At 59.5% G+C, this 25978-nt stretch carries 25 protein-coding genes, 2 tRNA genes and 1 pseudogene; 16 read left to right on the top strand and 12 right to left on the bottom strand.

The window, feature by feature from the left end; genetic code table 11:
- The first annotated feature begins 229 nt into the window (after window positions 1-229).
- A pseudogene (locus I6L49_RS09585) lies at window positions 230-925 on the top strand (IS1 family transposase).
- Window positions 926-1251: 326 nt separating this feature from the next.
- On the opposite strand, the gene I6L49_RS09580 reads toward I6L49_RS09585, so the two are convergent.
- Complete coding sequence (locus tag I6L49_RS09580; RefSeq protein WP_005338217.1) at window positions 1252-2637, bottom strand: ATP-binding protein; 1386 nt, start codon at window positions 2635-2637, stop codon at window positions 1252-1254.
- Window positions 2637-3311, bottom strand: coding sequence for a response regulator transcription factor (locus tag I6L49_RS09575; RefSeq protein WP_041201856.1), 675 nt, complete (start codon window positions 3309-3311; stop codon window positions 2637-2639). The genes I6L49_RS09580 and I6L49_RS09575 overlap by 1 nt, the downstream gene beginning before the upstream one ends.
- A 199-nt stretch (window positions 3312-3510) precedes the next feature.
- Between I6L49_RS09575 and I6L49_RS09570 the strand changes: the two genes are divergently transcribed.
- A complete protein-coding gene (locus tag I6L49_RS09570; protein WP_216951443.1) occupies window positions 3511-4191 on the top strand; it encodes a polymer-forming cytoskeletal protein in 681 nt (226 codons plus the stop codon).
- 76 nt (window positions 4192-4267) lie between these two features.
- Here the strand turns inward: I6L49_RS09570 and I6L49_RS09565 are convergent, their stop codons facing one another.
- Together I6L49_RS09565 and tsaA are read right to left on the bottom strand one after the other, a co-directional pair.
- Complete coding sequence (locus I6L49_RS09565; protein ID WP_064341216.1) at window positions 4268-4816, bottom strand: cytochrome b; 549 nt, start codon at window positions 4814-4816, stop codon at window positions 4268-4270.
- A 288-nt stretch (window positions 4817-5104) separates the two neighbouring features.
- Window positions 5105-5809 carry a tRNA (N6-threonylcarbamoyladenosine(37)-N6)-methyltransferase TrmO gene (gene tsaA, locus I6L49_RS09560; protein WP_216951442.1) on the bottom strand — a complete coding sequence of 235 codons (705 nt, stop codon included), beginning with the start codon at window positions 5807-5809 and terminating at the stop codon, window positions 5105-5107.
- 213 nt (window positions 5810-6022) lie between these two features.
- Here tsaA and I6L49_RS09555 point away from each other — a divergent pair, with 213 nt between their 5' ends.
- Window positions 6023-7021: an NAD-dependent epimerase/dehydratase family protein gene (locus tag I6L49_RS09555; RefSeq protein WP_216951440.1), complete on the top strand. Its 999-nt coding sequence runs from the start codon at window positions 6023-6025 to the stop codon at window positions 7019-7021.
- Between the two features lie 158 nt (window positions 7022-7179).
- Here the strand turns inward: I6L49_RS09555 and I6L49_RS09550 are convergent, their stop codons facing one another.
- The 4 genes from I6L49_RS09550 to cydD form a co-directional block, all read right to left on the bottom strand.
- Entirely contained in the window at window positions 7180-7566 is a 387-nt protein-coding gene (locus I6L49_RS09550; RefSeq protein ID WP_216951439.1) for a DUF488 domain-containing protein, read from the bottom strand.
- Between the two features lie 9 nt (window positions 7567-7575).
- Window positions 7576-7947 carry an Rcs stress response system protein RcsF gene (gene rcsF / locus I6L49_RS09545; protein WP_047440575.1) on the bottom strand — a complete coding sequence of 124 codons (372 nt, stop codon included), beginning with the start codon at window positions 7945-7947 and terminating at the stop codon, window positions 7576-7578.
- 174 nt (window positions 7948-8121) lie between these two features.
- Window positions 8122-9852 carry a cysteine/glutathione ABC transporter ATP-binding protein/permease CydC gene (gene cydC, locus I6L49_RS09540; protein WP_216951437.1) on the bottom strand — a complete coding sequence of 577 codons (1731 nt, stop codon included), beginning with the start codon at window positions 9850-9852 and terminating at the stop codon, window positions 8122-8124.
- Window positions 9845-11614: a cysteine/glutathione ABC transporter permease/ATP-binding protein CydD gene (cydD, locus tag I6L49_RS09535; protein WP_216951435.1), complete on the bottom strand. Its 1770-nt coding sequence runs from the start codon at window positions 11612-11614 to the stop codon at window positions 9845-9847. Before cydD ends, cydC begins: the two co-directional genes overlap by 8 nt.
- Window positions 11615-11815: 201 nt before the next feature.
- On the opposite strand from cydD, the gene I6L49_RS09530 reads away from it, so the two are divergent.
- Together I6L49_RS09530 and I6L49_RS09525 are read left to right on the top strand one after the other, a co-directional pair.
- A tRNA-Gly gene (locus I6L49_RS09530) sits at window positions 11816-11889 on the top strand.
- Window positions 11890-11904: 15 nt separating this feature from the next.
- Window positions 11905-11979 (top strand) — tRNA-Gly (locus I6L49_RS09525).
- A gap of 162 nt (window positions 11980-12141) precedes the next feature.
- Here I6L49_RS09525 and arcA read toward each other — a convergent pair.
- Window positions 12142-12861 carry a two-component system response regulator ArcA gene (arcA, locus tag I6L49_RS09520; protein ID WP_005338193.1) on the bottom strand — a complete coding sequence of 240 codons (720 nt, stop codon included), beginning with the start codon at window positions 12859-12861 and terminating at the stop codon, window positions 12142-12144.
- 396 nt (window positions 12862-13257) lie between these two features.
- On the opposite strand from arcA, the gene I6L49_RS09515 reads away from it, so the two are divergent.
- Together I6L49_RS09515 and I6L49_RS09510 are read left to right on the top strand one after the other, a co-directional pair.
- Window positions 13258-13665 (top strand): DUF3293 domain-containing protein, encoded by a 408-nt coding sequence (locus I6L49_RS09515; RefSeq protein WP_216951433.1) that lies wholly within the window; start codon window positions 13258-13260, stop codon window positions 13663-13665.
- A gap of 42 nt (window positions 13666-13707) precedes the next feature.
- Window positions 13708-14187, top strand: a complete 480-nt coding sequence (locus I6L49_RS09510) for a putative 4-hydroxy-4-methyl-2-oxoglutarate aldolase (protein WP_118854119.1) — start codon at window positions 13708-13710, stop codon at window positions 14185-14187.
- A 3-nt stretch (window positions 14188-14190) separates the two neighbouring features.
- Here the strand turns inward: I6L49_RS09510 and I6L49_RS09505 are convergent, their stop codons facing one another.
- Complete coding sequence (locus tag I6L49_RS09505) at window positions 14191-14670, bottom strand: hypothetical protein (protein WP_058057750.1); 480 nt, start codon at window positions 14668-14670, stop codon at window positions 14191-14193.
- Window positions 14671-14827: 157 nt separating this feature from the next.
- On the opposite strand from I6L49_RS09505, the gene I6L49_RS09500 reads away from it, so the two are divergent.
- The 7 genes from I6L49_RS09500 (at window position 14828) to I6L49_RS09470 (ending at window position 21258) form a co-directional block, all read left to right on the top strand.
- On the top strand, window positions 14828-15226 hold the full coding sequence (locus I6L49_RS09500; RefSeq protein ID WP_058057749.1) for an META domain-containing protein: 399 nt from the start codon (window positions 14828-14830) through the stop codon (window positions 15224-15226).
- A 256-nt stretch (window positions 15227-15482) separates the two neighbouring features.
- Window positions 15483-15851 carry a helix-turn-helix transcriptional regulator gene (locus I6L49_RS09495; protein ID WP_005338181.1) on the top strand — a complete coding sequence of 123 codons (369 nt, stop codon included), beginning with the start codon at window positions 15483-15485 and terminating at the stop codon, window positions 15849-15851.
- 4 nt (window positions 15852-15855) lie between these two features.
- The gene (gene arsD / locus I6L49_RS09490) at window positions 15856-16224 is read left to right on the top strand and encodes an arsenite efflux transporter metallochaperone ArsD (RefSeq protein WP_216951431.1); all 369 of its coding nucleotides are present in this window, start codon (window positions 15856-15858) and stop codon (window positions 16222-16224) included.
- A gap of 27 nt (window positions 16225-16251) precedes the next feature.
- On the top strand, window positions 16252-18015 hold the full coding sequence (arsA, locus tag I6L49_RS09485; RefSeq protein ID WP_216951429.1) for an arsenical pump-driving ATPase: 1764 nt from the start codon (window positions 16252-16254) through the stop codon (window positions 18013-18015).
- A 109-nt stretch (window positions 18016-18124) separates the two neighbouring features.
- Entirely contained in the window at window positions 18125-19189 is a 1065-nt protein-coding gene (gene arsB, locus I6L49_RS09480) for an ACR3 family arsenite efflux transporter (RefSeq protein ID WP_019445633.1), read from the top strand.
- Window positions 19190-19265: 76 nt separating this feature from the next.
- Window positions 19266-19691, top strand: coding sequence for a glutaredoxin-dependent arsenate reductase (gene arsC, locus I6L49_RS09475; protein ID WP_080741219.1), 426 nt, complete (start codon window positions 19266-19268; stop codon window positions 19689-19691).
- Window positions 19692-20049: 358 nt separating this feature from the next.
- Window positions 20050-21258, top strand: coding sequence for a NupC/NupG family nucleoside CNT transporter (locus I6L49_RS09470; RefSeq protein WP_216951427.1), 1209 nt, complete (start codon window positions 20050-20052; stop codon window positions 21256-21258).
- Window positions 21259-21335: 77 nt separating this feature from the next.
- Here the strand turns inward: I6L49_RS09470 and I6L49_RS21060 are convergent, their stop codons facing one another.
- The gene (locus I6L49_RS21060) at window positions 21336-22613 is read right to left on the bottom strand and encodes a hypothetical protein (RefSeq protein WP_254127573.1); all 1278 of its coding nucleotides are present in this window, start codon (window positions 22611-22613) and stop codon (window positions 21336-21338) included.
- A 1264-nt stretch (window positions 22614-23877) separates the two neighbouring features.
- Between I6L49_RS21060 and I6L49_RS09460 the strand changes: the two genes are divergently transcribed.
- Window positions 23878-24027: a hypothetical protein gene (locus I6L49_RS09460; RefSeq protein ID WP_005338159.1), complete on the top strand. Its 150-nt coding sequence runs from the start codon at window positions 23878-23880 to the stop codon at window positions 24025-24027.
- Between the two features lie 182 nt (window positions 24028-24209).
- Here the strand turns inward: I6L49_RS09460 and I6L49_RS09455 are convergent, their stop codons facing one another.
- Window positions 24210-24986, bottom strand: coding sequence for a BPL-N domain-containing protein (locus I6L49_RS09455; protein WP_216951425.1), 777 nt, complete (start codon window positions 24984-24986; stop codon window positions 24210-24212).
- A 216-nt stretch (window positions 24987-25202) separates the two neighbouring features.
- On the opposite strand from I6L49_RS09455, the gene I6L49_RS09450 reads away from it, so the two are divergent.
- Window positions 25203-25730: a metal-dependent hydrolase gene (locus I6L49_RS09450; RefSeq protein WP_216951423.1), complete on the top strand. Its 528-nt coding sequence runs from the start codon at window positions 25203-25205 to the stop codon at window positions 25728-25730.
- The last annotated feature ends 248 nt before the right edge of the window (window positions 25731-25978 follow it).

The following is a 25978-nucleotide window of genomic DNA, read 5'->3' as shown; positions in this document are numbered from 1 at the left end:
CTTGCCAATGTTTTCTGTAAAAATCTTTCGAGATATATAGCAGCACACACTGTGCTCAAACCTGAATGTATTTACGCTACGTTAATGGATATCTCCTTTGGTATCAATGTCAGTCTCTTCCTGAACAAGCTGTATGTAGTCTATTTTCTCTATCATCCGCCTCTGATATGGAGTGATGCCTCCGATCGGTTGAGATGGTGTGATGGGTTCTTTTGAGGCTTAGCTCTTCATGGCATCCATCACCGTTCACTGCCCTCGTTGCAACTCTGACCACGTAGATCGCCATGGGAAGACCCCTGCTGGCCATGTTCGCTATCGTTACCCCGTCTGCCCGCACGTGTTTCAGCTCTCCTATACCGATGAAGCCCGCAAGCCTAGCGTCAAAGACAAGATTGTTGATATGGCAGTTCAACTGCTCAGGTGTTCGTGATACTGCTCGCGTCCTAAAAATTGGCATCAACACCGTCATACGCACCCTAAAAAACTCACCCCAAGGCAAGTAACCTCCGAAAAGGTGGTGCTCGATGACGTGGCGCTTATCTGTGAACTTGATGAGCAGTGGGCCTATGTCGGCAATAAACAGCATCGATACTGGCTTTGGTATGCCTTTGATACCAAGAGAAAACGAGTCGTGGCATATACCTTTGGCCCACGCAACGATGAGACATGTCGCCGCTTGCTGAGCCTGCTTTCTCCGTTCCAGATAGGCTTTATCACCAGTGATGACTGGGGAAGCTATGCCAGAGAGGTGCCGAGCGAAATGCATCTGACCGGGAAGATATTCACCCAGCGTATCGAGCGTAACAACCTGACGCTCAGAACGCGCATCAAGCGATTGGCTCGCAAGTCCATTTGCTTCTCTCGTTCCGTTGAGCTCCACGAGAAAGTGATTGCTGCCTTTATAGAAAGGCACCACTTCAACTGATTGGAGGCATTACCTGAAATGGTACCGGAATATGCTTGAAAATCTCCTTGAACGTCAGGATGGTAGAGATGACAGGATGTGGCCCCTATTCCCGTAATGGTCATGGCGGGAGCAAGAGGTCATGGCATCGGCATCAGTCCAGAATACGGGGAATCACGGTTAATCAAAGTCCTATTGTAGCGAGGCCTCTGGTGGAAGGGCAGAAGTGCGGTCATCTACATCGTATCAATAAATTAACGTATTCAAGTTGCAGAAACGACAAGGCCCCGAGGTTGGGGGCCTTGTGGTAGGGCCATCACTGGCGAGGTTGAGCAGGGCTATGCCAATCAGGGAAGGTCCAGGGTAAAGCGGGCGCCGCCGAGGGGGGATTCATCGACCCGGATCTGGCCGCCGTAGCTGTGGACGATTTCGGTCACCACCGCCAGACCTATGCCCTGACCGGGTGAACTGTCTGCCCGCACGCCGCGCTGGAAGATCTGCTCCGATTTGGCCGGATCGATTCCCGGGCCATCATCTTCCACTTCGATACGCAGCCGCTCGAGATGGCGGCGCACAGTCACCTTCACTTCGCTGATGGCAAACTTGCAGGCGTTGTCGAGCAGGTTACCCATCAGCTCCATCAGGTCGCCCTGTTCGCCGTGAAAGAGGGCGTCATCGTCGAACTTGAAGTGGGTTTGCAGTTTCTTGTGGCGATAAACCTTGGTCAGGCTGGCCAGCAGTTTTTCAATCAGCGGCACCGGCTCGGTGCCCTTGCTGGCAAGGCGCTGGCGGCCGGTCACGGCCCGTCTGAGCTGATACTGGATCATCTGATCCATGGTGAGGATCTGCTCATTGATGTTGTCGTGGATCTCCCGCCCCAGCTTCACTTCGCGGGTGGTGATCTGGATCAGCGCCAGCCGGGTTTTCAGGCTGTGCGCGAGATCGTTGAGGGCGTGCTGGTAGCGCTGAGTCTGCTGGCGTTCGTTCTCCAGCAACTGGTTGATTGAGTCGGTCAGCGGGGCCAGCTCCCGCTCAAAATCGCTCGAGAGGTCATCGCGCTTGCCGGCCCGGATATCGTCGATCTGACGGGCGATGGTGCGCAGGGAGCTGAGGCTCCAGAAGGTGGTGAGCAGCAGCAGCCCGGCCAGCAGCATATAGGCGAGCAGCGCCTGTTTGGCGGTCTGGTAGAGGTAGGTGCGGGACTCTTCGTGGTAGCGTTTGGCCGAGTCGATCATCACCACGTAGTAGGCGGTGGTGCCGCTGCCGGGATTGCGGATAAACCGCAGGCTGTAGACGAAGTAGCTCTCGCCGTTCTTGATGGTGTGCTTCTTGAAGAAGTAGTCGAGATCCATCCCCCCCAGATACTTCATCAGATCGCCGCAGATGGTCTGTTTGGCCTTGATCACCTCCGGCATATGGAGGCTTGACCAGACCAGGTCGCCATCGGCGCGGCAGATCAGGGTATCGAGGTTGCGATCCCCCGCACCACGGGATATCCGCCCCAGCTCGACGTTCGACCCCTTGTCATCCGGTTCGGTGGAGGAAAACAGCTTGGCCAGGTTCTCCTGCATCCGGGCGCTGGCCTTCTGGGTCTGCTCCTCGACGTGGCCGAGGTAGAGGGCGTAGACGGCAAACCCCATGATCAGCGCGATGACCAGCAGCGAGCTGAGCAGCAGTTTGATGTGCAGTGAGCTGCGGATCATCTTGATGGGGCGCGGCAGATGAAACTGCATCAGTTACAGGAGAGGTTGAAGATGTAACCCTGACGCCGGATGGTGGAGATGGGTTGAATCGTCCCTTCCGGATCCAGCTTCTTGCGCAGGCGGCTCACCATCACCTCGATGGTGTTGGGGTCCCCTTCGCCGTCGCCGTAGAGCTGGTCGAGCAGTTGCTGCTTGGAGACCACCTGACGGGCGTTGCGCATCAGGTACTCCAGAATGAGGTATTCAAAGCTGGTGAGCACCGCCACTTCACCGGCGATGGTCAGCTCCTTGCGGGAGAGATCCAGCTCGTAATCACCAGCTTTCACCCTGGGCGAGATAAAACCGGCGCTGCGGCGCACCAGCGCATTGAGTCGGGCCAGCAGCTCATCTTTCTGGAACGGTTTGACCAGATAGTCATCAGCACCTGCTTCCAGTCCTTCGACCTTGTCCTGCCAGTTGCCACGGGCGGTCAGCACAATGATGGGGAAGGGGATCTGCCGTTCGCGCAGTTGCCGGATCAGTTGCAGGCCGTCCATATCGGGCAGACCGAGGTCGATGATGGCCACATCAATCGGATAGTCGGCGGCGTAGTGCAGTGCAATCCCGGCCTGGTCGGTGCTGTAGACCTGATTGTCGGCTTCGGTCAGCAGAGAGGAGAGGTGGTGATTGAGCAGCTTGTCGTCTTCGACCAACAGAATTTTCATGATGTGAGCGGTCATAGGGATCCAGGCTGTCAATTAGAAAGTGTATGTCGCTTCGAGTCAATTCGAATCCTAATGCATCCCGGCTGTATCGGGACTGAATCAGCGGGACTTCAGAGTTCGCGCCAACTGGTCGTTTAACCATGGTCCGGGTTGTCGATGGCCTGCTGGTCGGCAGCCATGCTGCGAAAGGTTTGATGTGATGAGAGAGATGGCCGGAAGGCTGCTGGCGCGACTGCAACAGCGTGAGCGCAGCGACCTCCTCTATATTGTCTGGCTCTGCTGGGGGGCAGCCTTGCTGCTCTACGTGCTGGGGTCGCCCTGTTTTCTATGGCCAGTGGCGCCGATGCCGCTGGTTCTGCTTGTGTGGTTGGTGGAGAGAGTACGGATGTTTGGAAGAAACAAAGGTGGTGCGGCTACTGCGTCGGCCGGGGCCACTGTGATTGCAGCCGGTGCCCGCTTCAAGGGCGAGTTGCAGGTGGAGGGGAATCTGGAGGTGCGCGGTCAGGTCAATGGCACCATCCAGCTCATCGGTGGTGTGCTGCGCATCATGCAGGGGGGGAGCGTTGAGGGGGAGGTGAGTGCGCCCCACGTGATCATCAATGGTCTGCTGGAAGGCACCTGTACCTCCGCCGAGGTGGAGATCCTGGAGAGCGGCAAGATGCAGGGGATCTTCAAGGGGGGCAGTCTCTCCATCTGCAAAGGCGGCAACTTTGTTGGCCAGTCCCAGCCCTCCGTGGCCGGCAAGGCCGATCCCGTGTTGCAAGCCTTGTCTGAAAACAGTGCGTCCGGGAGCAAGCAGCCGGAGAACAAGAGCAATGTGAAAAAGCTGCCGCACGAGCCGAAAGGCAAGCCGACCGAGGAGCTGGCCAAGCAGGCGTAATGCTCTTTGCCAGCGTGCTGTTCAGGAAAGCAGAGAGGGGGCCACGATGGCCCCCTCTGCATTTCCCCGTTACCCGTTAGCTGCGGCGCGGCGGCAGCATATTGGTGAGGGTGTTGTCTTTGAGAATATGGTGGTGATAGAGGGCCGCCACCGTGTGCAGGCCGATCAGGGCGTAACCGATATTACCCAGCGTCTCGTGTACCTCCTTGATCAGCCCCTTGAGGTCCGGACTTGGGGAAAGCAGGGCAGGCAGCTCAAGCCCGAAGAAGGGGATGGGCTTGCCCGCGGCGCTTAGCAGCAGCCAGCCAAACAGCGGGGTGAGAATAAGAAAACCGTAGAGGGCGAGGTGGGCCAGTTTTGCCAGCTTGTGCATGACTGGGGAGAGCTCGGGCACGATACGGGGCGTCGGGCTCATCCAGCGCAGGGCCAGTCTGACAAACACCAGGGCGAAGATAAGCAGCCCCAGCATAAAGTGCCACTCCTTCATCAGGTCCCGGCCTGGGTCCCCTTTGGGGAAGATATCGCGAAATTCGATCAGGGCGTAGACGGCGATCATGGCCCACAGGGTCAGCCAGTGCAGCCCGATATTCAGGGTGCCATAACGTTGTTCACTGTTCATCAGCATAGGTTTGTTCCTTCGAAGTGCTGTCACATCCGTGTGGCATCCCCGCACTCAAACGTGTCGGGGCGAGGCCAGATCCTTTGGCGGCAACAGGCTGGCTGCCATGCTTGCCATACATCGATAGCCTGCTGCTGGCCTCAGTCAGAGAGGAGATGCCCTCTGCTGTGTGCATGGTATCACTGGCAACCGGGTGGATAGTCTGATCAATGCCACACAATTTACAGGCTCATTAAGCCCCTTGTAACGTGAAAAAGGCGTGAAATAGCATCAGCGATGTCGGCCCGCCCAGGTTCAGGCGGGCTCGATGGCCAGCACCACGCAATCCGGCTCGCTGATGCGAAAACGGACGTTGCAGTCAAACAGCCGCACCCCGTACTCCTTCTCATCGGGCTTGCCTTTCTTGTAGGCCGGGCGCGGATCTTGCGCCAGCACTTCGCTCACCAGCTGGCGCAGCTCGGGGTGAGCCTTGAGCCAGGGTTGCAACTGCTGCTCGGCCTCGGCACTGAAGCTCACCGCCAGCGGCGGGGTGGGGGCGTCGGGGGCAAAACCACCACGGGCATCCAGCAGGCTGTCGGCATAGGGAATGTAGGGCTTGATATCAACGATGGGGGTGCCATCGAGCAGATCCACCGCCCCCAGCTCCAGCCACAGCTTGCCCCGCTCGCGACCGACCCCGTGCAGCTCGACCACCGAGAGGCCAAGCGGATTCGGGCGGAAGGTGGATCGAGTGGCAAAGACGCCGACCCGCTCGTTGCCGCCAAGGCGCGGCGGGCGCACCGTCGGGTGCCAGCCCTGCGCCATGGTCTGGTGAAACACGAAGCTGAGCCACAGATGGGAGAACTGCTCGATGCCGCGCAGCACATCCGGCTGATCGTAAGGGGGGAGCAGCTCGAGGCGGGCGCGGGCCGATTTAACCAGACCGGGCTGGCGGGGGATGGCGAACTTCTCCTTGTAGGGAGAGCGGATGATCCCGAGGGTGTCGATTTCGAACTTCATGGCGGATCCTGACTGAAAACCCCGGCAATTTAGCACAGGCGGCCCCAAAACGCAGGCTTGGCCTCATTACGCCAATTTCTACGGCGCTGCCGTGATCCCTGTCCCATCCCGGCTAGTCGGGGGCTGTGCCCGCGCGCCAAGTTGCGTAGGGTGGAGGCAACTGGCGTGTCAGGATGAAATGTGCGCACTCGCGCCGAAGGGGGAGGGAGAGGGATGAAACTGCTGATTATCGGTGGCACCGGCTTTTTGGGGCGCCACCTCACCGCGCTGGCACTGGATTGGGGCCATGAAGTGACGCTGTTCAACCGCGGCCTGCACCAGCATCCGGACTGGCGCGATCTGGTGCAGCTCATCGGCGACAGGGACAAGAGCCTGAGCGCCCTGCAAGGGGCCGGGTTGCACTGGGATCTCGTCATCGATACCTGCTGCTATCGCCCCGAGCAGGCGGCGAGCCTCTCGGCTGCTTTGCTCGGGTGCTGCGCGCGGCTCATCTTTATCTCCACCATCAGCGTCTATCGCGATTTCTCAATCCCCGGGATGGATGAGTCTGCGCCGTTGCACCCTATCCCCGAAGGTGAAATGCCCACTGACTATGGCCCCCTCAAGGTGTTGTGCGAGCAGGAGTATCGCGCCCGCTGGGGTGAGCGGCTTTGCATCCTGCGCCCGGGCGTGCTGTGCGGCCCCCATGATCCTACCGGTCGCATGGCCTGGTGGATTAAGCGGGTGCAGCAGGGCGGGCCCTGGTTGCTGCCGGGCAGTGGTGAAGATCGCTTGCAGTATCTCGATGTGCGCAACTGCGCCGAGTTTGTGCTGCGCGCGGCGGAGCAGCAGTTGGGGGGCACATTCAACTTGCTCAAGCCCGGCATTACCCTCTGCGACTGGCTGGAGCGGCTGAGCGCCCGGTTGCAGCCCGCCCGCCCCATCCAGCCCGAGTGGTTGCCCTGGTCGACCCTGATGGCAGCCGGAATCGAGCCCTGGCAGAGCTATCCCACCCTCTTGCCCTGCGCGCAGGCGGAGTTTGCCGGTTACGGCTCTATAAGCGCCGAGGCGGCCATCGTTAAGGGATTGAACTTTCGGCCGCTGGAGGAGACCGCCGCCGACCTTGCCCACTGGCTGGCTATCGAGCCTGCCGCCGGGGTGGCGGAACATGCCATGACTCAGGCAGAGGAGACTTCGCTACGGCAGCAGTTGCTGGAACCCAGTCTGCAATAGGAGAGGTGCATCGAGCCGCTGCTGCCGAAAATTGCTGCGCTAGCGCGAACACAACGATAGAGGGCATCCCGTGGATGCCCTCTCTGTCTATCCAATGTCTGATGGTTGCCGAATACAGGCTGACACGATTTCCCATCCCATCGCTGTCGCTCGCTGAGTTAGCGGATGGCGGCCCCCGCGGCTACCGGCAGCTCTTTCAAGATGGCGCGATGGCAGCGGGACTCCTGCTCGCAGTAGCAGCCCACCGAGAGGTTGGTGGTATGAGAGAGGGCGGCCAGCAGCGCCAGATCATGCCTGGCGGCAGGTTGCGCCATCTCGGCCTTGTACTGTTTGCCAAACGCTGCCCACTGGGCGGGTGTCTCGGCTGCCTGCCCCAGCTTCATGGTTTCGCTGCTGGGGGCCAGGTTGGGAAACCAGACATCGTACCAATGTTGGCTGGCAAATTCGCTCTTGGGTACGCCGCGGGGCGGGCGGCGCACCGTGCCGATCCGCAGCCCCTCATCGGGCAGGCGCGGGCTGCCAAGGCGAACGATAGCGAGGGCCATGGTCGCGGGTTACTTCTCTTCGGCCACTTTCAGCGCCTGCCCGTAGCAGATCACCTGTTTCAGGCAGCCCGGGGTGTCGCTGAACTCGGCGCATTTGTCGATGGTGACGCCGTTTCCGCCCATGTCGGCTGCGCGGCGGCGGGCCAGGGTGCGCGCTTCACCGGCGTTGGGCACCGGCTGGTTGGCATCGACCTGGCAGGATTCACCCTCGATGGTGCCTAGGTAGAGGTAGTTGAGGTCAGCCAGCTCATCCTGTTCATAGATGCGCACGCTACCGGGTTTGAAGTATTCGTCGAAGTTCTCTTTATCCAGATTGCTGTTGAAGGCGTAGTTGGCACAGCCGGAGGCAATCAGGGGCATCATCAGGATCAGGCGTTTCATCGTCTCGTATCTTGTGTCGGTGATGAGGACAGTAGAAATGCGCAGGCGCTCCATGTCGGCATCTTGTTGAATAATGAGGGGGACATTATAGGGGCCAGCCGCCTGCGGCGACCAGCCCCGTTTTGCGCCCGTTTGTCAGGGTGTGACCCCCATCAGGCTGATATCAGCCTGATATCAAACAGGAGCCAGCCGCTGATAGAGGCTGCGGTAGTAATCATCCGCCAGCAGCTCGTCGTGCGGGGCGCAGAGGCGGATCTGTCCCTCTTCCATCAGGGCAATCCGGTCCATCTGTTCCATCCCCAGCAGGCGGTGGGAGATGAGCAGCAAGGTGCGATCTGCCCCGAGCTTGAACAGCAGATCCATGATCTCCCGCTCGGTCTGACTGTCTAGCCCTTCGGTCGGCTCGTCCAGTAGCCAGAGCGGCGCATCGTGCAGCAGGGCGCGGGCGATACCGATACGGCGGCGCTCGCCACCGGAGAGGGGGCGGCCGCCGTCACCGAGCCAGGCGTCGAGGCCCGCCTCATCTTCCAGCAGATTGGCCAGTCCGACCTGGGTCAGCACCGCAATCAGCTGCTCGTCAGAGGCGGTCGGGGCGGCCAGTTTGAGGTTGACCCTCAGGGTATCGGCAAACAGGTGCACCCGCTGGCTCACCACCGAGATGGAGGCGCGCAGCGCCCCTTCGCTGTAGTCGGTGAGCGGCTTGCCACCCAGCAGGATCTTGCCAGCCTGCGGGCTCCACTCCCGGGTCAGCAGCCCCATCAGGGTCGATTTGCCGCAGCCGGTCTGGCCCAGCAGCGCCAGCTTCTCACCGGCGTGCAGTTGCAGGGTGCAGCCACGCAGCACTGGCTGGGGGTTGCCGGGGTAGCCAAAATAGAGGTCATTGATCTGCAGGGCGCCAGCGGTGGCGTGGGTCTGTTCGTCGCCCCACACGGGGGCTTTTGCCTCTTGCAGGATCTCGTTCAAACGACGGGCCGAGGTGAGGCTGGTGGAGAGGTGCAGGAAAGCCCCCGCCAGCGGCATCAGAGCCTCGAAGCTTGCCAGGGTGGCAAAGACCATCAGTGCGGTGATGGGGTCGGGCGCAGCGCCCGCCACCCCATGACCGGCCAGCCAGAGCATCAGGGTCAGGGTCCAGCCGCTCAGCAGTTGCACCGAGAAGTTGGCCAGCCCGCTCACCTTGGCCATCCGGGCCTGCGCGACGAGCAGCGCCTGTTCGGCTTGTTGCAGCTCAACCAGCGCCTTGGGGGCGGCGGCAAACATCTGCAGCTCGGCCTGACCATCCAGATAGTCCACCATCCGGGTGCGCAGGGTCGATTTTTCGGCAATCAGCGCCTGACCGGGGCGACGGCCGAGGAAGTAGAACACCAGCGGCAGAGCGATCATGCCAAACAGCAGAATGGCACCCAGGGTGAGGGCGAGACGGCTGTCGAAAAACGACAGGAAGAAGACCAGTCCGGCGGTGCTGAGCAGGGCCGCGCCTATGGGGGTGATCAGCCGCAGATAGACGTGGTCCATCGCATCGATGTCGGCTACCAGTCGGTTGAGCAGATCCGCCTGACGGAAACCTGCCAGGGTACCTGTGGAGAGCGGCGAGAGTTTCTGCCAGAACCAGACCCGCAGTCGGGTTAGTACCCGGAAGGTGGCGTCGTGGCTCACGACCCGCTCACCCCAGCGACCGGCTGTGCGGACGATGGAGAAGAAGCGCACTCCGCCTGCAGGGGTCATGTAGTTAAAGGCATGGGTCGTCGCAACTGTCATCCCCGCCACGGCGGCGGCGGAGAGGAACCAGCCGGAGAGGGAGAGCAGCCCCATGCCGGCGGCCAGGGTCACCAGCGCCAGCAGCAAACCAATGGTGAGGCTGAGCCAGTGTTGGCGATAGAGGCGCAGAAACGGCAACAGATCACTCATCGAGAGAACCTCCGGAACGTTGGGAGAGCAGGCGGGCAAAAGGCCCATCCGCCTGACTCAATTGTTGGAAGCTGCCTTGCTCCACCAGCTGGCCACGGGCCAGCACCATTATCTTGTCCATCTTGGTAAGCTGGTCGAGGCGGTGGGTGATCATCAGCAGGGTCTGGCCAGCCATCGCCTGCTCAATGGTGGTCATGATGGCGCGTTCGGAGTGGCGATCCAGACTGGCGGTTGGTTCGTCTAGCACCATCAGCTGGGTTGATTTGAGCAGGGTTCGCGCCAGTGCTAGACGCTGGGCCTGACCGACCGAGAGGCCACCGGCCTGATCGCCGACCGGATAGTCGAGCCCCTTCTCCATGGCAAATTCCCACGCCTTTGCCCGTTTCAGGGCATCTTCCAGCTCGGCATCGCTGGCCGTTGGCTTGGCCAGCAGCAGGTTGTCGCGCAAGGAGGCGTGGAACAGCTGCGGGTTTTGCGAGAGCCAGCCTAACTGCAGGCGCCACTGGCTCATGTCGAGGGTGGCTAGCTCCTGCCCGTTGACCTTGAGCTCACCGCGATAGGGGGCAAAGCCGAGCAGGGCGTTGACCAGCGAGCTCTTGCCTGCGCCGCTGACGCCAATGAGGGCGGTGCGCGAACCGGCTTCCAGGGTGAAGTCGATGGGGCCGACCAGCACCTTGCCTTCGGCGCTCAGCACTTCAAGGCCTTTTGCTTCTACCTTGACCGGGCTGTCGGCATGGAATGGCGCCGTGCCTGCGGCCGGTTCGCTCACCTCGGCTTCGAGGAATTCAAGCAGCTGTTCGGCAGCGCCGATAGCCTGCGCCTTGGCGTGGTAGTGGGCACCCAGTTCCCGCAGCGGGGCGTAGAACTCGGGGGCGAGAAACAGCACGAACAGGCCGGTAAAGAGGGTGACCTTGACCCCATAGCTACCGAAGTTCAGATGGTCGATATAAGAGAAGCCGAAGTAGACGGCAACCAGCGCCACTGAAATGGCTGCGAAGAACTCCAGCACGGCGGTGCTCAAAAACGCCAGGCGCAGCACCTCCATGGTGCGCTCACGAAAATCTTCCGAGGCATCGCGAATGGCGTCACCTTCCGCTTGGGTACGCATAAAGAGTTGCAGCGTGCGTAGCCCCTTCAGCCGATCGAGGAAGTGGCCGGAAAGACGGGCCAGCGCCTGAAAATTGCGGCGGTTGGCATCGGCGGCGCCCACACCCACCAGGATCATAAAGATAGGGATGAGGGGCGCAGTGCCGAGCAGGATCAGACCTGCCGCCCAGTTGACCGGGAATACAGCCACCAGAATGACCACCGGAATAAAGACGGCGATGGCCATCTGTGGCAGATAGCGGGAGAAGAAATCCTGCATGTTTTCAATCTGTTCCAGCAACAGGCTGGCCCAGCTACCGGCCGGACGGCGCTGGATATAGGCAGGGCCGAGGCGACTCAAGCGAGTGAGCACCAGCTGGCGGATGGTCTGGCGCACCGCGCTGCCCGCCTTGAAACTGGCCACTTCCCGGCCGTAGGCCAGTGCCGCCTTGCCAAGCGTCACCAGCAGCAAGGTAATAAAGAGCGTGATGGATTGCTCAGGCGTGGAGCCTTCGATGATAAAGCCGTGCAACAGGGTCGCCAGCAGCCAGGCTTGCGCCACCATCAGAATGCCCTGGCCAAGGCCAAAAGCGATGGATATCGTGATCCAGCGGCGACCGTGACTCGATTGCTTGCGCAACCAGCCATAGAGACGTTTTTGCGTTTTTTTATCCATTACCACCATCCTCGCGTCGAGTGGCGCAAGACTATCCTTGCCGTTTGGCCTTGGCAACCTTGTAAATTATCTGTGTTGAAAATGTTTGATTGAAAAAGCAACCGTCTGTTCAATCCTTGTCCGAACAGATTGATTTATTGAAAAAAGTGGCAAAGGCGCCATTGCGCTCGGCGGCAAAATGCATATAGTAGGAGCCCTGACGCGGGTGTAGTTCAATGGTAGAACGGTAGCTTCCCAAGCTGCATACGTGGGTTCGATTCCCATCACCCGCTCCAAATTTCAGATGCCAGGCGGGCATCGTATAATGGCTATTACCTCAGCCTTCCAAGCTGATGATGCGGGTTCGATTCCCGCTGCCCGCTCCAGCTTCAAAACAAAAAGCCCACTCCTGCGAGTGGGCTTTTTGTTTTTCATCTTTCTTGTGCGCCGTTCGACGTCACGCTCACGGTTTCTCAGCTTTTAAGGTAAACCGCAGAGACAGAAAAGGCGCCCGAGGCGCCTTTTCAGATCAACAGCGTCGCGGGAGCTTATTCCTGCTCCAGCTCACCACAGAAACGGTAGCCTTCGCCGTGGATGGTGGCGATGATCTCCGGAGTATCGTTGACGCTTTCGAAGTGCTTGCGAATGCGACGGATGGTCACGTCAACGGTACGGTCGTGGGGCTTGAGCTCACGGCCGGTCATCTTCTTCAGCAGCTCGGCACGGGTCTGGATCTGGCCCGGGTTTTCGCAGAAGTGCAGCATGGCGCGGAACTCGGAGCGCGGCAGCTTGAACATGTCGCCAGTCGGGCTGACCAGTGCGCGGCTGTTGATATCCAGCGCCCAGCCGTTGAACAGGTAGCGTTCAACCAGCTTCTTCTCTTCGCCACCGGCAGCCACGTTCATGGTGCGGCTCAGCAGGTTGCGGGCACGGATGGTCAGTTCGCGCGGGTTGAACGGCTTGGTGATGTAATCATCGGCGCCGATCTCCAGACCCAGGATCTTGTCCACTTCGTTGTCACGACCGGTCAGGAACATCAGGGCGATGTTGTCGTTCTCACGCAGCTCACGGGCCAGCAGCAGGCCATTTTTGCCCGGCAGGTTGATGTCCATGATCACCAGATTGATGGTGTGGGAAGTGAGGGCCTGGTGCATCTCGTCGCCGTTGTTGGCTTCGAGCACGATGTAGCCTTCGGCTTCAAAAATGCTTTTCAGGGTATTGCGTGTGACCAGCTCGTCTTCGACGATCAGAATGTGTGGTGTTTGCATGAGTATTCCCAGATTCTTATCAGTTAATTATCTTAAATTTAACACTCTTTGGCGTTTCAAACCGATTTCCTGACTGATCCTGAAAATTTATTACGTCATCCTGGGTATGAGAGTCAGGTCGGAATATCGCGAATTAGGCATCAGTACCGGCAAGTATCCCTGTGCCACTTATAGGTTCCCGACAAGTCTGGTCGAGCAGAGCCTGGAAAGGTCGTCCATTACGAAAGTGGCCGCATTTTATCAGTTAACAGGAGCATAACAACACTCTTTGCCGTCAGATAGCAACTTTTTAACTCTGATTTGATATAGGTCAAACCCTGGTACAGCTGCATCATACTTGGCCTGAACCGGGTTTTCGCCCCTACAAAATGTAATGGAATGTAACATGTGATTGACATGAATTTGTGGGAAAACTACAAGAAAATCTGCTTTATCGCGCCATTTGAGCCACCAGACTGGTCTGCTTTTGCCATCATCACAGCCTGGAATCCGGCCAGCCAGTGGGTCACAGAACGACGCAATATGCGGCGGGAACGGGCGATGTGGCGCCATCTGACCGTGGATTTGCAGGTGCCCGTGGTGGGGCCATTTTGGGGATCTGACCCGGACGAACGCTGGCAGGAGTCATCGCTGGCGGTGGCGCTATCCCTGCCACAAGCCCGTCAGCTGGCTGCCCGTTTCGGCCAGAACGCCATCTACTGGGTGGAGGATGGCCAGCTCTGGCTGACACCAGTATTGATGGATAAATCAGCAGTTTGTCTGGGCAATATTGAATCCTTCTGGATTGCCAGAAACCTTGCCTGATGAAAGAATGAACACCTTCATGCATCTGAAAGGAATCAAATCATGCTGGATCTCCTGCCCGACCTCTGCGATCAACATGGCGACTTGCTGCAAGTGGCCGACCCGGTGTTTCAGGATTTTGGCGGCAAGGCCCTCTTTTATGGTCGCGCCGTAACGCTCTCCTGTTATGAAGACAACAGTCTGGTGCGGGATCTGGTGACCCGCCCCGGTCACGGCAAGGTGATGGTGATCGACGGTGGCGGCTCGCTGCGCCGTGCGCTGCTTGGCGATCAACTGGCGGTCAAGGCGGTGGAGCAGGGGTGGGAGGGTATCCTGATCCACGGCGCGGCGCGGGATGTGGGCACTCTGGCGACATTGGCGCTCGGGGTCAAGGCGCTGGCGGCCTGTCCGGTCAAGACCGAGAAGCGGGGATTGGGAGAGTTGGGGGCTGTGGTCAGCTTTGCCGGGGTGACCATCCACGAAGGGGATTACGTCTATGCGGATCGCAACGGCGTGGTGGTGAGCGCCACGCCGCTGTTGTGATCATCAGAAGTTGAAGCCGACCCCCAGACTCAGCGCCTGATCGGCAGTGATGGCGCTGACGCCGTAGTTAGCGGTGAGGGAGAGTCTGGGGGTCAGCAGCAGGCTGGAGTTGAGCTCCAGCAGGGTGCTGGCCTTGTTGAGATCGAGATGCCTGATCTGGCTGCCGATATTGAATGCCGGAGAGAGCTGGTAGCGTACCCCCGAACTCATATTGAAACCGGATGTGCGATTCTGATCCGCCACCGCCGGGCCCGCTTCCATAAAGAGGGTCACATCATCCACCACCGGATATTGATAGCCGCTATTGACCAGCCAGAGATCAAAATTGTCGCTGTGATGGCTATGGCCATTGAGCAGCACACCCGAGTAACTTTTGACATAGAGAGACGGGTTGGATTGCGGCTGAACCACTGCCCAGTCGGCGGCCTGTGCGGCCATGCTGGCGCAGGTTGCAAGCAGTGTGATGATGAGTGATTTGACCATTCGTTTCCCCTCCCTGGGTCCGGAACTGAGCCTAAGCATGGCACATGCCAGCTGGTAGTAAAGTGAAGGGAGATCACAATAAAATCCTTTGGCATGGGCGCCAGCCATGATAAACAGGCTGCCGTATTGATGGCTCTAATCATTAAGAGGTGAATCCATGAACAAGAAACTGACTCTGCTGGCCGCGCTGGCACTGGGAGGCTGCGCAATGGCAACAGGTTCCAGCATGGCTCAACTGCAAGCATCCAGCTGGCAGCTGCAAGGCGCCACCGGCGATACCTTCACCCTGCAAGTGGTCGACGGCAAGGTGGCGGGCAAGGGCGGCTGCAACCGCTATTTTGGCGGTATCACCAAGCAGGGTGACGGTGTCTTGACGCTGGGCGCCATGGGCTCCACTCGCATGATGTGCATCGGCGACGATATGAACAAAGAGACCGAGTTCCTGCAAAAGCTGGAGAAGGTGGCAACCTACTCCATCAACGGCAACCAGCTGACTCTGAGCGATGCCAACAAGGCGGCCCTGCTCACCTTTAACGCTGTGCCAGCAGCCAAATAAGGCACGCGTTCGTCTGATTGCCCCGACAGTGCTGACTGTGCTGCCGGTCAAACGCTCTGATACGCCCTCCCTCTGGAGGGCGTCTGTTTATCTGCGATGAACCCTGCGTGGTCGTCCGCTACTGTTGTTCACTCGTCGATTCTCCAGTCAGCCCGGTTTGATACCAGAATCTCGTATCTTCGCTTCGGTACATATCTTGATCATTTCAATAATTCTTGTATAGTTGAAGTGAAAGGTCGCACCAAGGGGAGTGAAGATGAACAAAGAGATGGCCACCAAAGTCTTTGAATCGCTGGCATCCGGCATCCGGCTCGATGTATGGCGGCTGCTGGTGAAGGCCGGGCTGGAGGGGCGGGTCGCCGGTGAACTGGCCAGCGAGCTCGATATTGCCCCCAATACCCTCTCGTTTCACCTCAAGGCGATGCTCAACACTGGTCTGCTGTCGGTGGAGCAGGAGGGGCGCTTTCTGCGCTACCGCGCCAATATTCCCCTGATGCTGGATGTGATCGCCTACCTCACCGAGGAGTGCTGCGCCGGTCATCCCGAGGCGTGCGGCGTGATGCGTGCCGAGTCAGCCTGCTCCCCCCATGTTCTGCCTGCGCAGCCCTGCTGCAACAAGGAGTAATGCCATGTCCTCCATTCAGATTTTTGATCCCGCCCTCTGCTGCTCCAGCGGTGTCTGCGGTACCGAGGTTGATCAGGCACTGGTCACCTTCGCATCCGACCTTGCCTGGGCCAAGGAGCAGGGCGTTGCCATCGAGCGTTTCAATCTGGCCCAGCAGCCGATGCAATTTGCCGAGACACCTGCCGTCAGCGCTTTTCTGACCCACGCCGGGGAGGAGGGGTTGCCACTGGTGCTGGTAGAGGGGCAGGTGGTGTTGACCGGCCGTTACCCGAACCGCAGCGAGCTGGCCCGTTATGCCGGGCTGCCTGCGCCGCAAGCGGCCATCAAGGGGATCGTCAAGGGCGGCTGCTGCTCTGGCAGCGGTTGCTGCTGAGTCGTGACGCACCATTCGGGAGAGGCTATGTACCATTTTCTGACCAATCCACCGCCGTTTCTCTTTTTCACAGGCAAGGGCGGGGTGGGCAAGACCTCGCTGGCCTGCGCCAGTGCGGTGGCTCTTTGTGATATTGGCAAGCGCGTACTGCTGGTCAGCACCGACCCTGCCTCCAACGTGGGGCAGGTGTTTGCCACCGAGATCGGCAATCGCGTCACCGCCATCGCCGCTGTGCCCGGTTTGTCGGCGCTGGAGATAGATCCCCCCGCGGCGGCCAAAGCTTATCGGGAGCGGATCGTCGGGCCGGTGCGCGGCAAGTTGCCCGAGAGCGTGGTGCGCAGCATCGAGGAGCAGCTCTCCGGCGCCTGCACCACCGAGATCGCCGCCTTTGACGAATTCACTGCGCTGCTGACCGACCAAACGCTGCTGGCCGAGTATGACCATATCGTCTTTGATACGGCCCCAACCGGCCACACCATCCGGCTGCTGCAATTGCCGGGCGCCTGGAGCGAATTTTTGGAGCAGGGCAAGGGGGATGCCTCCTGCCTGGGCCCGCTGGCGGGGCTGGAGAAGCAGCGCAGCCAGTATGCAGAGGCGGTCGCTGCGCTGGCTGATGCTGCTCGCACCAGGCTGGTGCTGGTGGCGCGGGCCCAGCAATCCACTCTGCGGGAAGTGGCTCGCACCCACGAGGAGCTGGCCGCCATCGGCTTGTTGAACCAGCAACTGGTGATCAATGGCCTCTTCCCCGAAGGCGCCATTGCCGGAGATCCGCTGGCAATGGCGCTCTGGCATCGTGAGCAACAGGCTCTCGCCCAGATGCCGCAGGGGATCAAGGGGCTGGCGCAGGATCATATCCCGCTGCTGGCCACCAATCTGGTGGGGCTCGACAGTTTGCGCCTGTTGCTGCAATCAGAGGGAAGCGCCGCCCAATCTCCGACAGTACAGTCCACTGTCAAGCCAGCCCAGCCCGAGTTGAGTTCGTTGGTGGACGAGCTGGCCGCCGATGGTCACGGCCTCATCATGCTGATGGGCAAGGGCGGGGTGGGCAAAACCACTCTGGCTGCCGCCGTGGCGGTGGAGCTGGCGAGCCGCGGCTTGCCGGTGCACCTCACCACCTCGGATCCCGCCGCGCACCTGAGCGAGACGCTGGTAGGTAGCTTGCCCCATCTGGAGGTGAGCCGCATCGACCCCCACGCCGAGACCGAGCGTTACCGCGCCCAGGTGCTGGCCACCAAGGGGGCTGCCCTGGACGAGCAGGGGCGGGCGCTGCTGGAGGAGGACTTGCGCTCCCCCTGTACCGAGGAGATCGCTGTGTTTCAGGCCTTCTCGCGCATCATTCGCGAGGCGGGCAAGCACTTCGTGGTGATGGATACCGCCCCCACCGGCCACACCCTGCTGCTGCTCGACGCCACCGGCGCCTACCACAGGGAGATCGCTCGCCAGATGGGAAACAAGGGGCTGCACTTCACCACCCCCATGATGCAGTTGCAGGATCCCAAGCAGACCAAGGTGTTGATTGTGACGCTGCCCGAGCCGACGCCGGTACAGGAGGCGGCCAATCTGCAAGCCGACCTGCGCCGGGCCGGCATCGAGCCCTGGGGCTGGCTCATCAACCACAGCTTGCAGCAAGCCGCGGTCAGCTCGCCGCTGCTGCAACTGCGGGCCGAGCGCCAGTTGCCCCATATCGAGGCGGTCGAGCAGCAACACGCCAGCCGCTACGCCGTGGTGCCGCTGCTCGCCGAGGAGCCGGTGGGGCCCGATGCCCTGCGCCGCCTCTGCCAGCACCATTGAGTCGCCGTCCCGGCCTGCTGCCGGGGCGGCTTGAATATGCCGTTACTTGTTATAAACCCGTGTGTTGAACCAATAGAAGATGCGAAATTGCGCCGCATCGGGAGCTGTGATGTCTGCAACATGTGATGCCAAGGCCGTGCCTGCCATCGGCTTTTTTGAACGTTATCTGACCGCCTGGGTCGCCCTCTGTATTCTGGTGGGGATTGGGCTCGGGCAGGGTTTGCCGGATCTCTTCAAAGCGATCGGTGCCATGGAGGTGGCCAAGGTCAACCTGCCGGTGGGGCTGCTGATCTGGGTGATGATCATCCCCATGCTGCTCAAGATCGATTTTGGCGCCCTGCATCAGGTGAAGGGCCACATGAAGGGTATTGGGGTCACCCTCTTTATCAACTGGCTGGTCAAACCCTTCTCCATGGCCTTCCTTGGCTGGCTGTTTATCCGCGTGCTGTTTGCCGACTGGCTGCCGGCGGATCAACTCGACAGTTACGTAGCGGGTCTGATCCTGCTGGCGGCGGCTCCCTGCACCGCCATGGTGTTTGTCTGGAGTCGCCTCACCAACGGCGATCCCTACTTCACCCTGTCGCAGGTGGCGGTGAACGACCTCATCATGGTGTTTGCTTTCGCCCCGCTGGTGGCGCTGCTGCTCGGGGTCTCCAGCATCATAGTGCCGTGGGATACTCTGCTCACCTCTGTGGTGCTCTATATCGTCATCCCGGTCATCATCGCCCAGCTGCTGCGCAAGGCTTTGCTGAAAAAGGGAGAGGCCCATTTTGACGGCGTCATGACCCGCATCCAGCCCTGGTCGGTGGCGGCCCTGCTGCTCACTCTGGTGCTGCTGTTTGCCTTTCAGGGCAACGCCATCATCGAGCAGCCGCTGGTTATCGCCCTGTTGGCGGTGCCGATCCTGATCCAGGTGCTGTTCAACTCAGGGCTTGCTTACTGGCTCAACCGCAAGGTGGGGGAGAAGCACTCGGTCGCCTGTCCTTCCGCCCTGATCGGCGCCTCCAACTTCTTCGAGCTGGCGGTGGCCGCCGCCATCAGCCTGTTCGGCTTTCACTCCGGCGCGGCGCTCGCCACCGTGGTTGGCGTGTTGATCGAGGTGCCTGTCATGCTGCTGGTGGTGCGGGTGGTTAACGCCAGCAAACCTTGGTACGAAGCGGGGCTGGGCCGTTAACTGATGGCCGCTAACAGCTGGCCGCGAACTAGATGCTATCCATTTTCTATTCACTTGATTAATGAGAGACACGCAAATGAGTGCAATCACCATCTATCACAACCCGGAATGTGGTACCTCCCGTAACACCTTGGAGCTGATCCGCAACAGCGGCGTCGAGCCCACTGTCATCCACTATCTGGAGACGCCCCCCTCCCGTGACCAGCTGGTGGCGCTGATCGCCGCCATGGACATGCCGGTGCGTGATCTGCTGCGCAAGAACGTGCCGCCTTACGAGGCGCTCGGGCTGGCGGAAGATCGTTTCAGCGATGATGAACTGATCGATGCCATGCTGGCTCACCCCATCCTCATCAACCGGCCCATCGTCGTCACGCCGCTTGGCACCAAACTGTGCCGTCCGTCGGAAGTGGTGCTCGATATATTGCCTGATCAGCAAAAAGGGGCCTTCGCCAAGGAGGATGGCGAGCAGGTGGTTGATGCGAGCGGCAAGCGCCTCAAGTAATCATCTGAGTACTCAAGTACGGATTGAAACAGGGCCAGCGTCACGCTGGCCCTGTTTCGTTGTGTGAACAAGTTGAAAAAGTTACTCCGGCCAATCGTTTTACCGCTTTTTCTGTGACGATGATCACTGTACCATCGCCGCCCGACCTGCCACCCGGCCGCATCTCCCCCTGCGACGGCGTTGGCGTCACCCGATACATGCTGTCACCCGGAACGTGAATGACCCCAGGATGGGACCCGCCACTAACCTGTAGGTTTGTGGTCTGCGTGTCGCGTGGGTCGGCACCTCTCCCGCCGGATCGCCCGCGACGCCTGTCTGCAGACTTGCCATATGAAACTCCTCTCTTCATAGGTGCAAGATGACACTGTTATTGAGTCTGGTCGGTATGCTGGCCCTGATGTTTATCGCCTGGCTGGCGAGTGAAAACCGCCGAGCCATCCGCTGGCGAACCGTGCTGGGTGCGCTCGCCCTGCAAACCGGTTTTGCTGCGCTGGTGCTCTATTTCCCCCCCGGACAAATCATGCTCGGTGCCATGAGCAATGGCGTCTCCGCCCTGCTCGGCTTCGCCGACAGCGGCATCCGTTTCGTGTTTGGCGATCTCGCCAGCAACGGCTTTATCTTCGCCGTGCGGGTGCTGCCGCTGGTGATCTTTATCAGCGCGCTGATCGCCGTGCTCTACCACTTCGGCATCATGCAGTGGGTGATCCGGGTGCTGGGCGGTGCCATTCACCGCCTGCTCGGCACCAGCCGCGCCGAATCCCTGGTGGCCACCGGCAATATCTTCCTCTCGCAAGGGGAGTCGCCGCTGCTTATTCGTCCCTTCCTCGCCGGTATGACCCGCTCCGAGCTCTTTGCGGTGATGACCTGTGGCATGGCCTCGGTGGCGGGCTCGGTGCTGGGCGGTTACGCCGGTCTGGGGGTGGATCTGAAATACCTCATTGCCGCCTCCTTTATGGCGGCGCCGGGTGGCCTCTTGATGGCCAAACTGCTGGTGCCGGAGCAGCAGCAGGTGAGCGATCAGACCGAGATCAGCCTCGACAAGAGCGATTACAGCAACGCCATCGACGCGCTGGCAGGCGGTGCCATGGGCGGTATGAAGATCGCCGTGGCCATCGGCACCATCCTGCTCGCCTTTGTCAGCGTCATCACCATGATCAACGCCGGTCTCACCACCGTCGGCGAGTGGTTCGGCTGGGCTGATCTCTCCCTGCAGCAGTTGCTGGGTTATCTGTTTGCACCGGTGGCCTGGCTGATTGGCGTGCCCGCCAGCGAGATGATGGCGGCAGGCTCGCTCATTGGTCAGAAGGTGATCATGAACGAGTTCGTCGCCTATCTGGATTTTGCCAATATCAAGGCAGATTTGAGCGCTCACACCCAGATCATCATCACCTTCGCGCTGTGCGGTTTTGCCAATCTGGGCTCCATTGCGGTGCAGCTTGGCTCCATCGGCACCATGGCACCGGAGCGCCGTCACGATGTGGCCAATATGGGCTTCAAGGCGGTGCTGGCGGCGACCCTGGCCAACCTGATGAGCGCCACCCTGGCCGGGATCTTTGTCTCCCTCTGATGAGATAAAACGAGGCTGCGCCAGTAAAAAAGCGCCCGCCCCATGTGGGGCGGGCGCTTTGCTTTATGGGCTGGGTGCTAGCGAGCGTTCGCTTCCCCCAGCCGTGGGTTGAGGGAGAGGATCCGGGTCTTGCTGACCCGGTGGCGATAGATCTCCCGCAGATAGAGCAGCGCCTTTTTCACCGATTCACGGCTGAGGCGAATATCGTTGATGGAGACGAACTTCTCTTTCTCGCGGATAAGCTCCCGATATTTCTTCTCATACATGGGCTTGATGGCGTACCAGTTGGTATCGAGGATCTTGGCCGGGTTCTCGAACTCGTTGAGCATGCTGTCGAGCAGCGCATCGTTCCACTCCTCATTGCAGATCATCTCGATCACCGCCTTGTCCAGATGCTCATCGAAGCGATAGTGGTCCTTGGCAAAGCAGCGCTTGATAAAGGCCACGATCAGGGTCAGGAAGTCATCGCTCAGGCAGGGGCTCTTGACGATCAGGGTGGTGAGGGAGATGTTGGCCGACGCCCCGATGACCAGCGCATAGCGCTTGAGGGTGGTATTGGGGAAGAGCCCGTTGAGGTGAGACTTGAGCCGGTTGAGATCCATATAGGAGAGCTTGTACTCCTTGGGCAGGGAGATGATGGACACCACAGAGGAGCAGTTCTTGAAGAAGTGCAGCTCGTTGAGGTGGGCCGGGTCATGGCCACTTTTCACATAGTCGTCCAGATACTCCCGATAGTTGCCCGCCTCGATGGGCAGCAGGCTGATCCCCTCGATGGCCTGGGTCATCTTGTTGAAGTGGGGCAGCTCGATGGAACGGGTGAAGAGATCGTCCACATTGAGCCCGTCCTCCTTGTCAAACAGGCCGCCGGGGGGCGAGATGGACTCGGCATACGCCACCGCCACCGGCCCCGCCAGACTCATAAAGAGGTCGTTGGCATCGAGCCGAATGGTCTCGCTGATATCGATGCCCGCCCGGCGAAAGTAGTTCTCGTCGTAGTCGGTGGTGACGGCCTGGGCGGTAAGAATGTTGAAGATCTGCTGGGAGATGTACTGGTTGGCGTACTTCTCCATGGTGTTGACATCAACATGCTGGATCTCGCCATCGTCGCTCTCTTCGGCGTAGCGCATGATGTCGTTGGAGATCAGCATCATGGCATTCCAGGGCCTGATCCGCTTGAGCATGCTGGCATCGCACGCCTGTTCGTTGTCGAAGTGATAGGAGAAATCCCACTCCTCGGCCAGGTACTTGCACAGCAAACGCCCCGCGTTGATGTGCAGCGCTTCCGAGATCTCGATACCCCGATCACAGATATTGGGCAGGATGCAGATACCGCTGGTGAAGATGGGATCGAACATGAAGTGCTCCCCGAGGGAGAGGTGTTCCTCCTCTTCTGACGGGGGGAAAAGGTCTTGCTCATGTAGGAGTACTGCTGGGCCAGCCCGAACTCGGAGGCCATGCCGGAGCCGGTGCCGCCCCCGGCACTGAAGATGTAGAAATAGAGGCGGGACTGGTTGGCCTTGATGCCGCAGGAGTCCACCAGATAGGTATGAATGGCCTGCCACTCGGAGTTGGCGAAGTAGTGGGGGCTCTTGTTGAGGATGATCTTGGCCAGATACTGGCCAAGGATGGGGGCGTTACCCGCGCCTCCCGCGTGGATCTCCGACAAGTCCATCACCCGCATCTTGGCATAGTCACGCAAGGAGCCACCTTCGCCGCTGCGATTGGAGTGGCGGATGCGGCCATCGATGTCTTTGTCCAGATCCCCCAGCATCACCATGGGCTCGATCAGAAAGACTGGTCGGGCCCCGTTGTTTGGTAGCCTCAGATTGCGCCGGATCCAGCTTACCGGACCAAACTCCTTCTCCCGCTTGCGCTGCTCTTCACTGTTGAACTCATTGAGATAAAAACTGCGGGCGTTGTAGACCAGCGAGGCCACATCCTGCGCGATGTTGGAGCCGCAGCGCCCCAGCCCCACCAGACAGACGGAGGGAAAGTTGTGGGGCACGGCGGCACCCGTTTCACTCTCTCCGATGGCGGCAGGAAACACCGCATGGCGCAGCTGTTCCAGATTGGCGAGAATGCGGGCCAGATCCCCTTCGGTGTAGTAGAGGTAGCGGTTGCCTGCGTCCTGCTCATCATCCGTGCTGATAGGTAGCAGATCGATATGCTCGGTCATGAAAAAAGATCCCTCTTGGCGGCGAATGTATATAAATCAGCAGCTTTTGGACTGCCCGGTAACTCTAGATGATAAAAAGCGGGGGCGCGGTGAGAGGAGGGCGAGAGTTGTGACTGTGTGATCATGGGCACAGCAACACCCCGGAAATCTGCCGGTACCCCGCACTGGACGGATGGGGCAACGGCGCCCCATTCCCCTGAAAAGGGGGCGACCACGCTCAACAACGTGTTGGCCGCGCGCCGGATCATCCCGCTCTGAGCGGCCTGTTTCCCTTGCACTGGCGTGGTGGAATAAACACGAAAAAGAATTTTTAGATTGGTTTTCGCACTTCCAATCGATTATTTGATTGGGTAGTAACGGCATTAGCGGTGTCAGATTAGGGGAGCAGGTTGGCCAACGCGCCGTCAGCCAGTCTTTACGCGGTCACACAAGGAGACACTCTGATGGAAACACTTGACCAGAAAATCGACACCATGCGAGAAGCATTTATGCAGCAGGAGCGCAAACAGGCCCACGACAAGTGGCAAGCCAGGGTCGAGGAGCTGCTACAGATACGGGGTGAGGAGAGACAGCCGGAGGAGCAGGAGGAGTAGTGCTCGCTCCCGGGCGAAAGTTGAGGTAGCGAACCCTTTGTATCGGCTACCCGTTATCTACCACCGATAAAAAAACCACCGACCTTTTGCAGGTCGGTGGTTTTTTTATGGATAGCAGCTGATTGGGTGGCCTGACTTCTGGGCCGAGCAATGGGATCAAATCCGGGGGCGTAGGGACGCGACTACTTCGAATGGGTGATGGGCTCTTCGGAGAGCAACTCGTTAACGAATCCAACTGCTAAATGAATATTCGACTCCATCCTGTCACCGTCCACCGCGTTCGCTTTCCACGATTCGGGGGCTTCGGGGTGTGGCCCAGAAACGGCCACCTTACCTTTGCCATATGAGCTGATCAGCGCAGCAATCTGATGGTTTTGAAAATGGGCGATGACCTTGACCTGCTCGGGGCTTGGCACCGGAGTAAATTGCGGGCCGGCCTGGTAATACATCTGGCGCTCTTCACCAAGCCAGGTGATCGGGAAGATCCTGGCGCTAAAGTCGCCGTCATAATCATCGGATGTGGCAGGGACAAGGCCCAGCGCCGGCACAAAGCCCTCATCTTCAGACCAGCCGGTGGATGCCACAAAGGCCCCCCCACAGATCCCGAGGTAGCGGCCACCGCTTAGCAAATAGGTTTTTAATGCCGAACGAGCGTCCGCGGTGAAGGCGTTGAGGAGCGGCTCAACATCATCCTCAGTGCCACCAACGATAAACAGCCTGGCATTATCGAGCTCTGCGGGCAGCGCCTCGAGATTGGAGAGATACCTGACTGGCAACCCCAGCTGCTTGACCACATCCGCAATCGCTTTGGTGCTATCCCCATCAGAAACCGGCCCGTTATAGATCAGCGCGTACGGCTCTTGCTGCGGCTGCGCAGAGGCGGTCTCTGCCATGCATCCTGTCATTAACCAAAGGCTGATAATGCTCGCAATCAGCCTGATGCTTTTTGATACATTCATCGCTGCCACTATCCCTGTGATGTGAACCGAAGAGACTACTTATCACGATCCCGTTCTGCATGTCAGCCGCTGTTAAATGAACATTTCAAGTTAACGCGCCAACGCTGATTGGGCCTGCGTTTAGCAAACAGCGAGCCAATACAGTGGGCGCACTTCACCTTCACTTCACCGAGCGGGGGTAGGGTAGGCTCACGTTTTCAGTTGGAGCTTCACCGTATGCCCACCATAGTCACTCACGCTGCCGTCCCTCTCTGCCTTGGACTGGGGCTTGGCAGCCGGATTATCCCGCACCGCCTGCTGCTGGCCGGGGTTGCCATCGCCATGCTGCCCGATGCCGATGTGCTCGCCTTCAAACTGGGGGTCGCCTATGGCCATGTCTTTGGCCACCGTGGCTTTACCCACTCCCTGTTGTTCGCCTTTGCCCTGCCTACCTTGGTCATGCTGTTTCACCGCCAATTTCGGGCCAGCGCCGCCACCGTCTGGTCGTTTCTGCTGGTCTCGCTACTCTCCCACAGCCTGCTCGATTCCCTCACCACCGGCGGCAAGGGGGTTGGCTGGCTCTGGCCGTGGCGTGACGAGCGCTTCTTTGCCCCCTGGCAGGTGATCCGGGTCGCCCCCTTCAAGCTGGAAGCCTATCTCACCGCCCGAGGTGAAGCGGTGATCCTCTCCGAGCTCTACTGGGTCTGGCTGCCGGGGGTTGTATTGATGCTGGTATTGATGGGGTGGCGGGGCTGGAGGTGGTAGTTGTGGGATTGGAAAGGGTTGTTGGATATATCGTGGTTGAGCAAAAAAGAAAAAAAATTGGGCACCCATCTTTTGTGTTCTGGCTATGTAACGGCTTGCTCAGAGAGGTGGGTGTCCCAGCTTTGTGTTCTGACAAAGAGTCAGAATAAAAATAAGGACGAAGTATCAGTAATGGTTCAGCAACTGACCTTAAATCTGCGCTATCTAAGGTCCTTTTAAAAAGGGCGTGTAATATCGAAATTTATTTC

The sequence above is a fragment of the Aeromonas sp. FDAARGOS 1419 genome, assembly GCF_019047045.1.
GTDB lineage: Bacteria > Pseudomonadota > Gammaproteobacteria > Enterobacterales > Aeromonadaceae > Aeromonas > Aeromonas veronii.
Note: the sequence above shows the minus strand (reverse complement) of the source record. Positions and strands in the feature narration are given on the sequence as shown.

Excerpts from the sequence above, each read along its gene's own strand:
- I6L49_RS09500 (WP_058057749.1), top strand. The coding sequence starts at position 14,828 with ATGAACAAGAAACTGACTCTGCTGGCCGCGCTGGCACTGGGAGGCTGC.
- I6L49_RS09455 (WP_216951425.1), bottom strand. The coding sequence starts at position 24,986 with ATGAATGTATCAAAAAGCATCAGGCTGATTGCGAGCATTATCAGCCTT.
- arsC (WP_080741219.1), top strand. The coding sequence starts at position 19,266 with ATGAGTGCAATCACCATCTATCACAACCCGGAATGTGGTACCTCCCGT.
- I6L49_RS09555 (WP_216951440.1), top strand. The coding sequence starts at position 6,023 with ATGAAACTGCTGATTATCGGTGGCACCGGCTTTTTGGGGCGCCACCTC.
- I6L49_RS09470 (WP_216951427.1), top strand. The coding sequence starts at position 20,050 with ATGACACTGTTATTGAGTCTGGTCGGTATGCTGGCCCTGATGTTTATC.
- I6L49_RS09505 (WP_058057750.1), bottom strand. The coding sequence starts at position 14,670 with ATGGTCAAATCACTCATCATCACACTGCTTGCAACCTGCGCCAGCATG.
- tsaA (WP_216951442.1), bottom strand. The coding sequence starts at position 5,809 with ATGAAGTTCGAAATCGACACCCTCGGGATCATCCGCTCTCCCTACAAG.
- I6L49_RS09515 (WP_216951433.1), top strand. The coding sequence starts at position 13,258 with ATGAATTTGTGGGAAAACTACAAGAAAATCTGCTTTATCGCGCCATTT.
- I6L49_RS09510 (WP_118854119.1), top strand. The coding sequence starts at position 13,708 with ATGCTGGATCTCCTGCCCGACCTCTGCGATCAACATGGCGACTTGCTG.
- arsA (WP_216951429.1), top strand. The coding sequence starts at position 16,252 with ATGTACCATTTTCTGACCAATCCACCGCCGTTTCTCTTTTTCACAGGC.
- I6L49_RS09450 (WP_216951423.1), top strand. The coding sequence starts at position 25,203 with ATGCCCACCATAGTCACTCACGCTGCCGTCCCTCTCTGCCTTGGACTG.
- arsD (WP_216951431.1), top strand. The coding sequence starts at position 15,856 with ATGTCCTCCATTCAGATTTTTGATCCCGCCCTCTGCTGCTCCAGCGGT.
- cydD (WP_216951435.1), bottom strand. The coding sequence starts at position 11,614 with ATGGATAAAAAAACGCAAAAACGTCTCTATGGCTGGTTGCGCAAGCAA.
- I6L49_RS09550 (WP_216951439.1), bottom strand. The coding sequence starts at position 7,566 with ATGGCCCTCGCTATCGTTCGCCTTGGCAGCCCGCGCCTGCCCGATGAG.
- I6L49_RS09570 (WP_216951443.1), top strand. The coding sequence starts at position 3,511 with ATGAGAGAGATGGCCGGAAGGCTGCTGGCGCGACTGCAACAGCGTGAG.
- I6L49_RS21060 (WP_254127573.1), bottom strand. The coding sequence starts at position 22,613 with ATGTTCGATCCCATCTTCACCAGCGGTATCTGCATCCTGCCCAATATC.
- I6L49_RS09565 (WP_064341216.1), bottom strand. The coding sequence starts at position 4,816 with ATGCTGATGAACAGTGAACAACGTTATGGCACCCTGAATATCGGGCTG.
- cydC (WP_216951437.1), bottom strand. The coding sequence starts at position 9,852 with ATGAGTGATCTGTTGCCGTTTCTGCGCCTCTATCGCCAACACTGGCTC.
- I6L49_RS09495 (WP_005338181.1), top strand. The coding sequence starts at position 15,483 with ATGAACAAAGAGATGGCCACCAAAGTCTTTGAATCGCTGGCATCCGGC.
- rcsF (WP_047440575.1), bottom strand. The coding sequence starts at position 7,947 with ATGAAACGCCTGATCCTGATGATGCCCCTGATTGCCTCCGGCTGTGCC.
- I6L49_RS09460 (WP_005338159.1), top strand. The coding sequence starts at position 23,878 with ATGGAAACACTTGACCAGAAAATCGACACCATGCGAGAAGCATTTATG.
- arcA (WP_005338193.1), bottom strand. The coding sequence starts at position 12,861 with ATGCAAACACCACACATTCTGATCGTCGAAGACGAGCTGGTCACACGC.
- I6L49_RS09580 (WP_005338217.1), bottom strand. The coding sequence starts at position 2,637 with ATGCAGTTTCATCTGCCGCGCCCCATCAAGATGATCCGCAGCTCACTG.
- I6L49_RS09575 (WP_041201856.1), bottom strand. The coding sequence starts at position 3,311 with ATGAAAATTCTGTTGGTCGAAGACGACAAGCTGCTCAATCACCACCTC.
- arsB (WP_019445633.1), top strand. The coding sequence starts at position 18,125 with ATGTCTGCAACATGTGATGCCAAGGCCGTGCCTGCCATCGGCTTTTTT.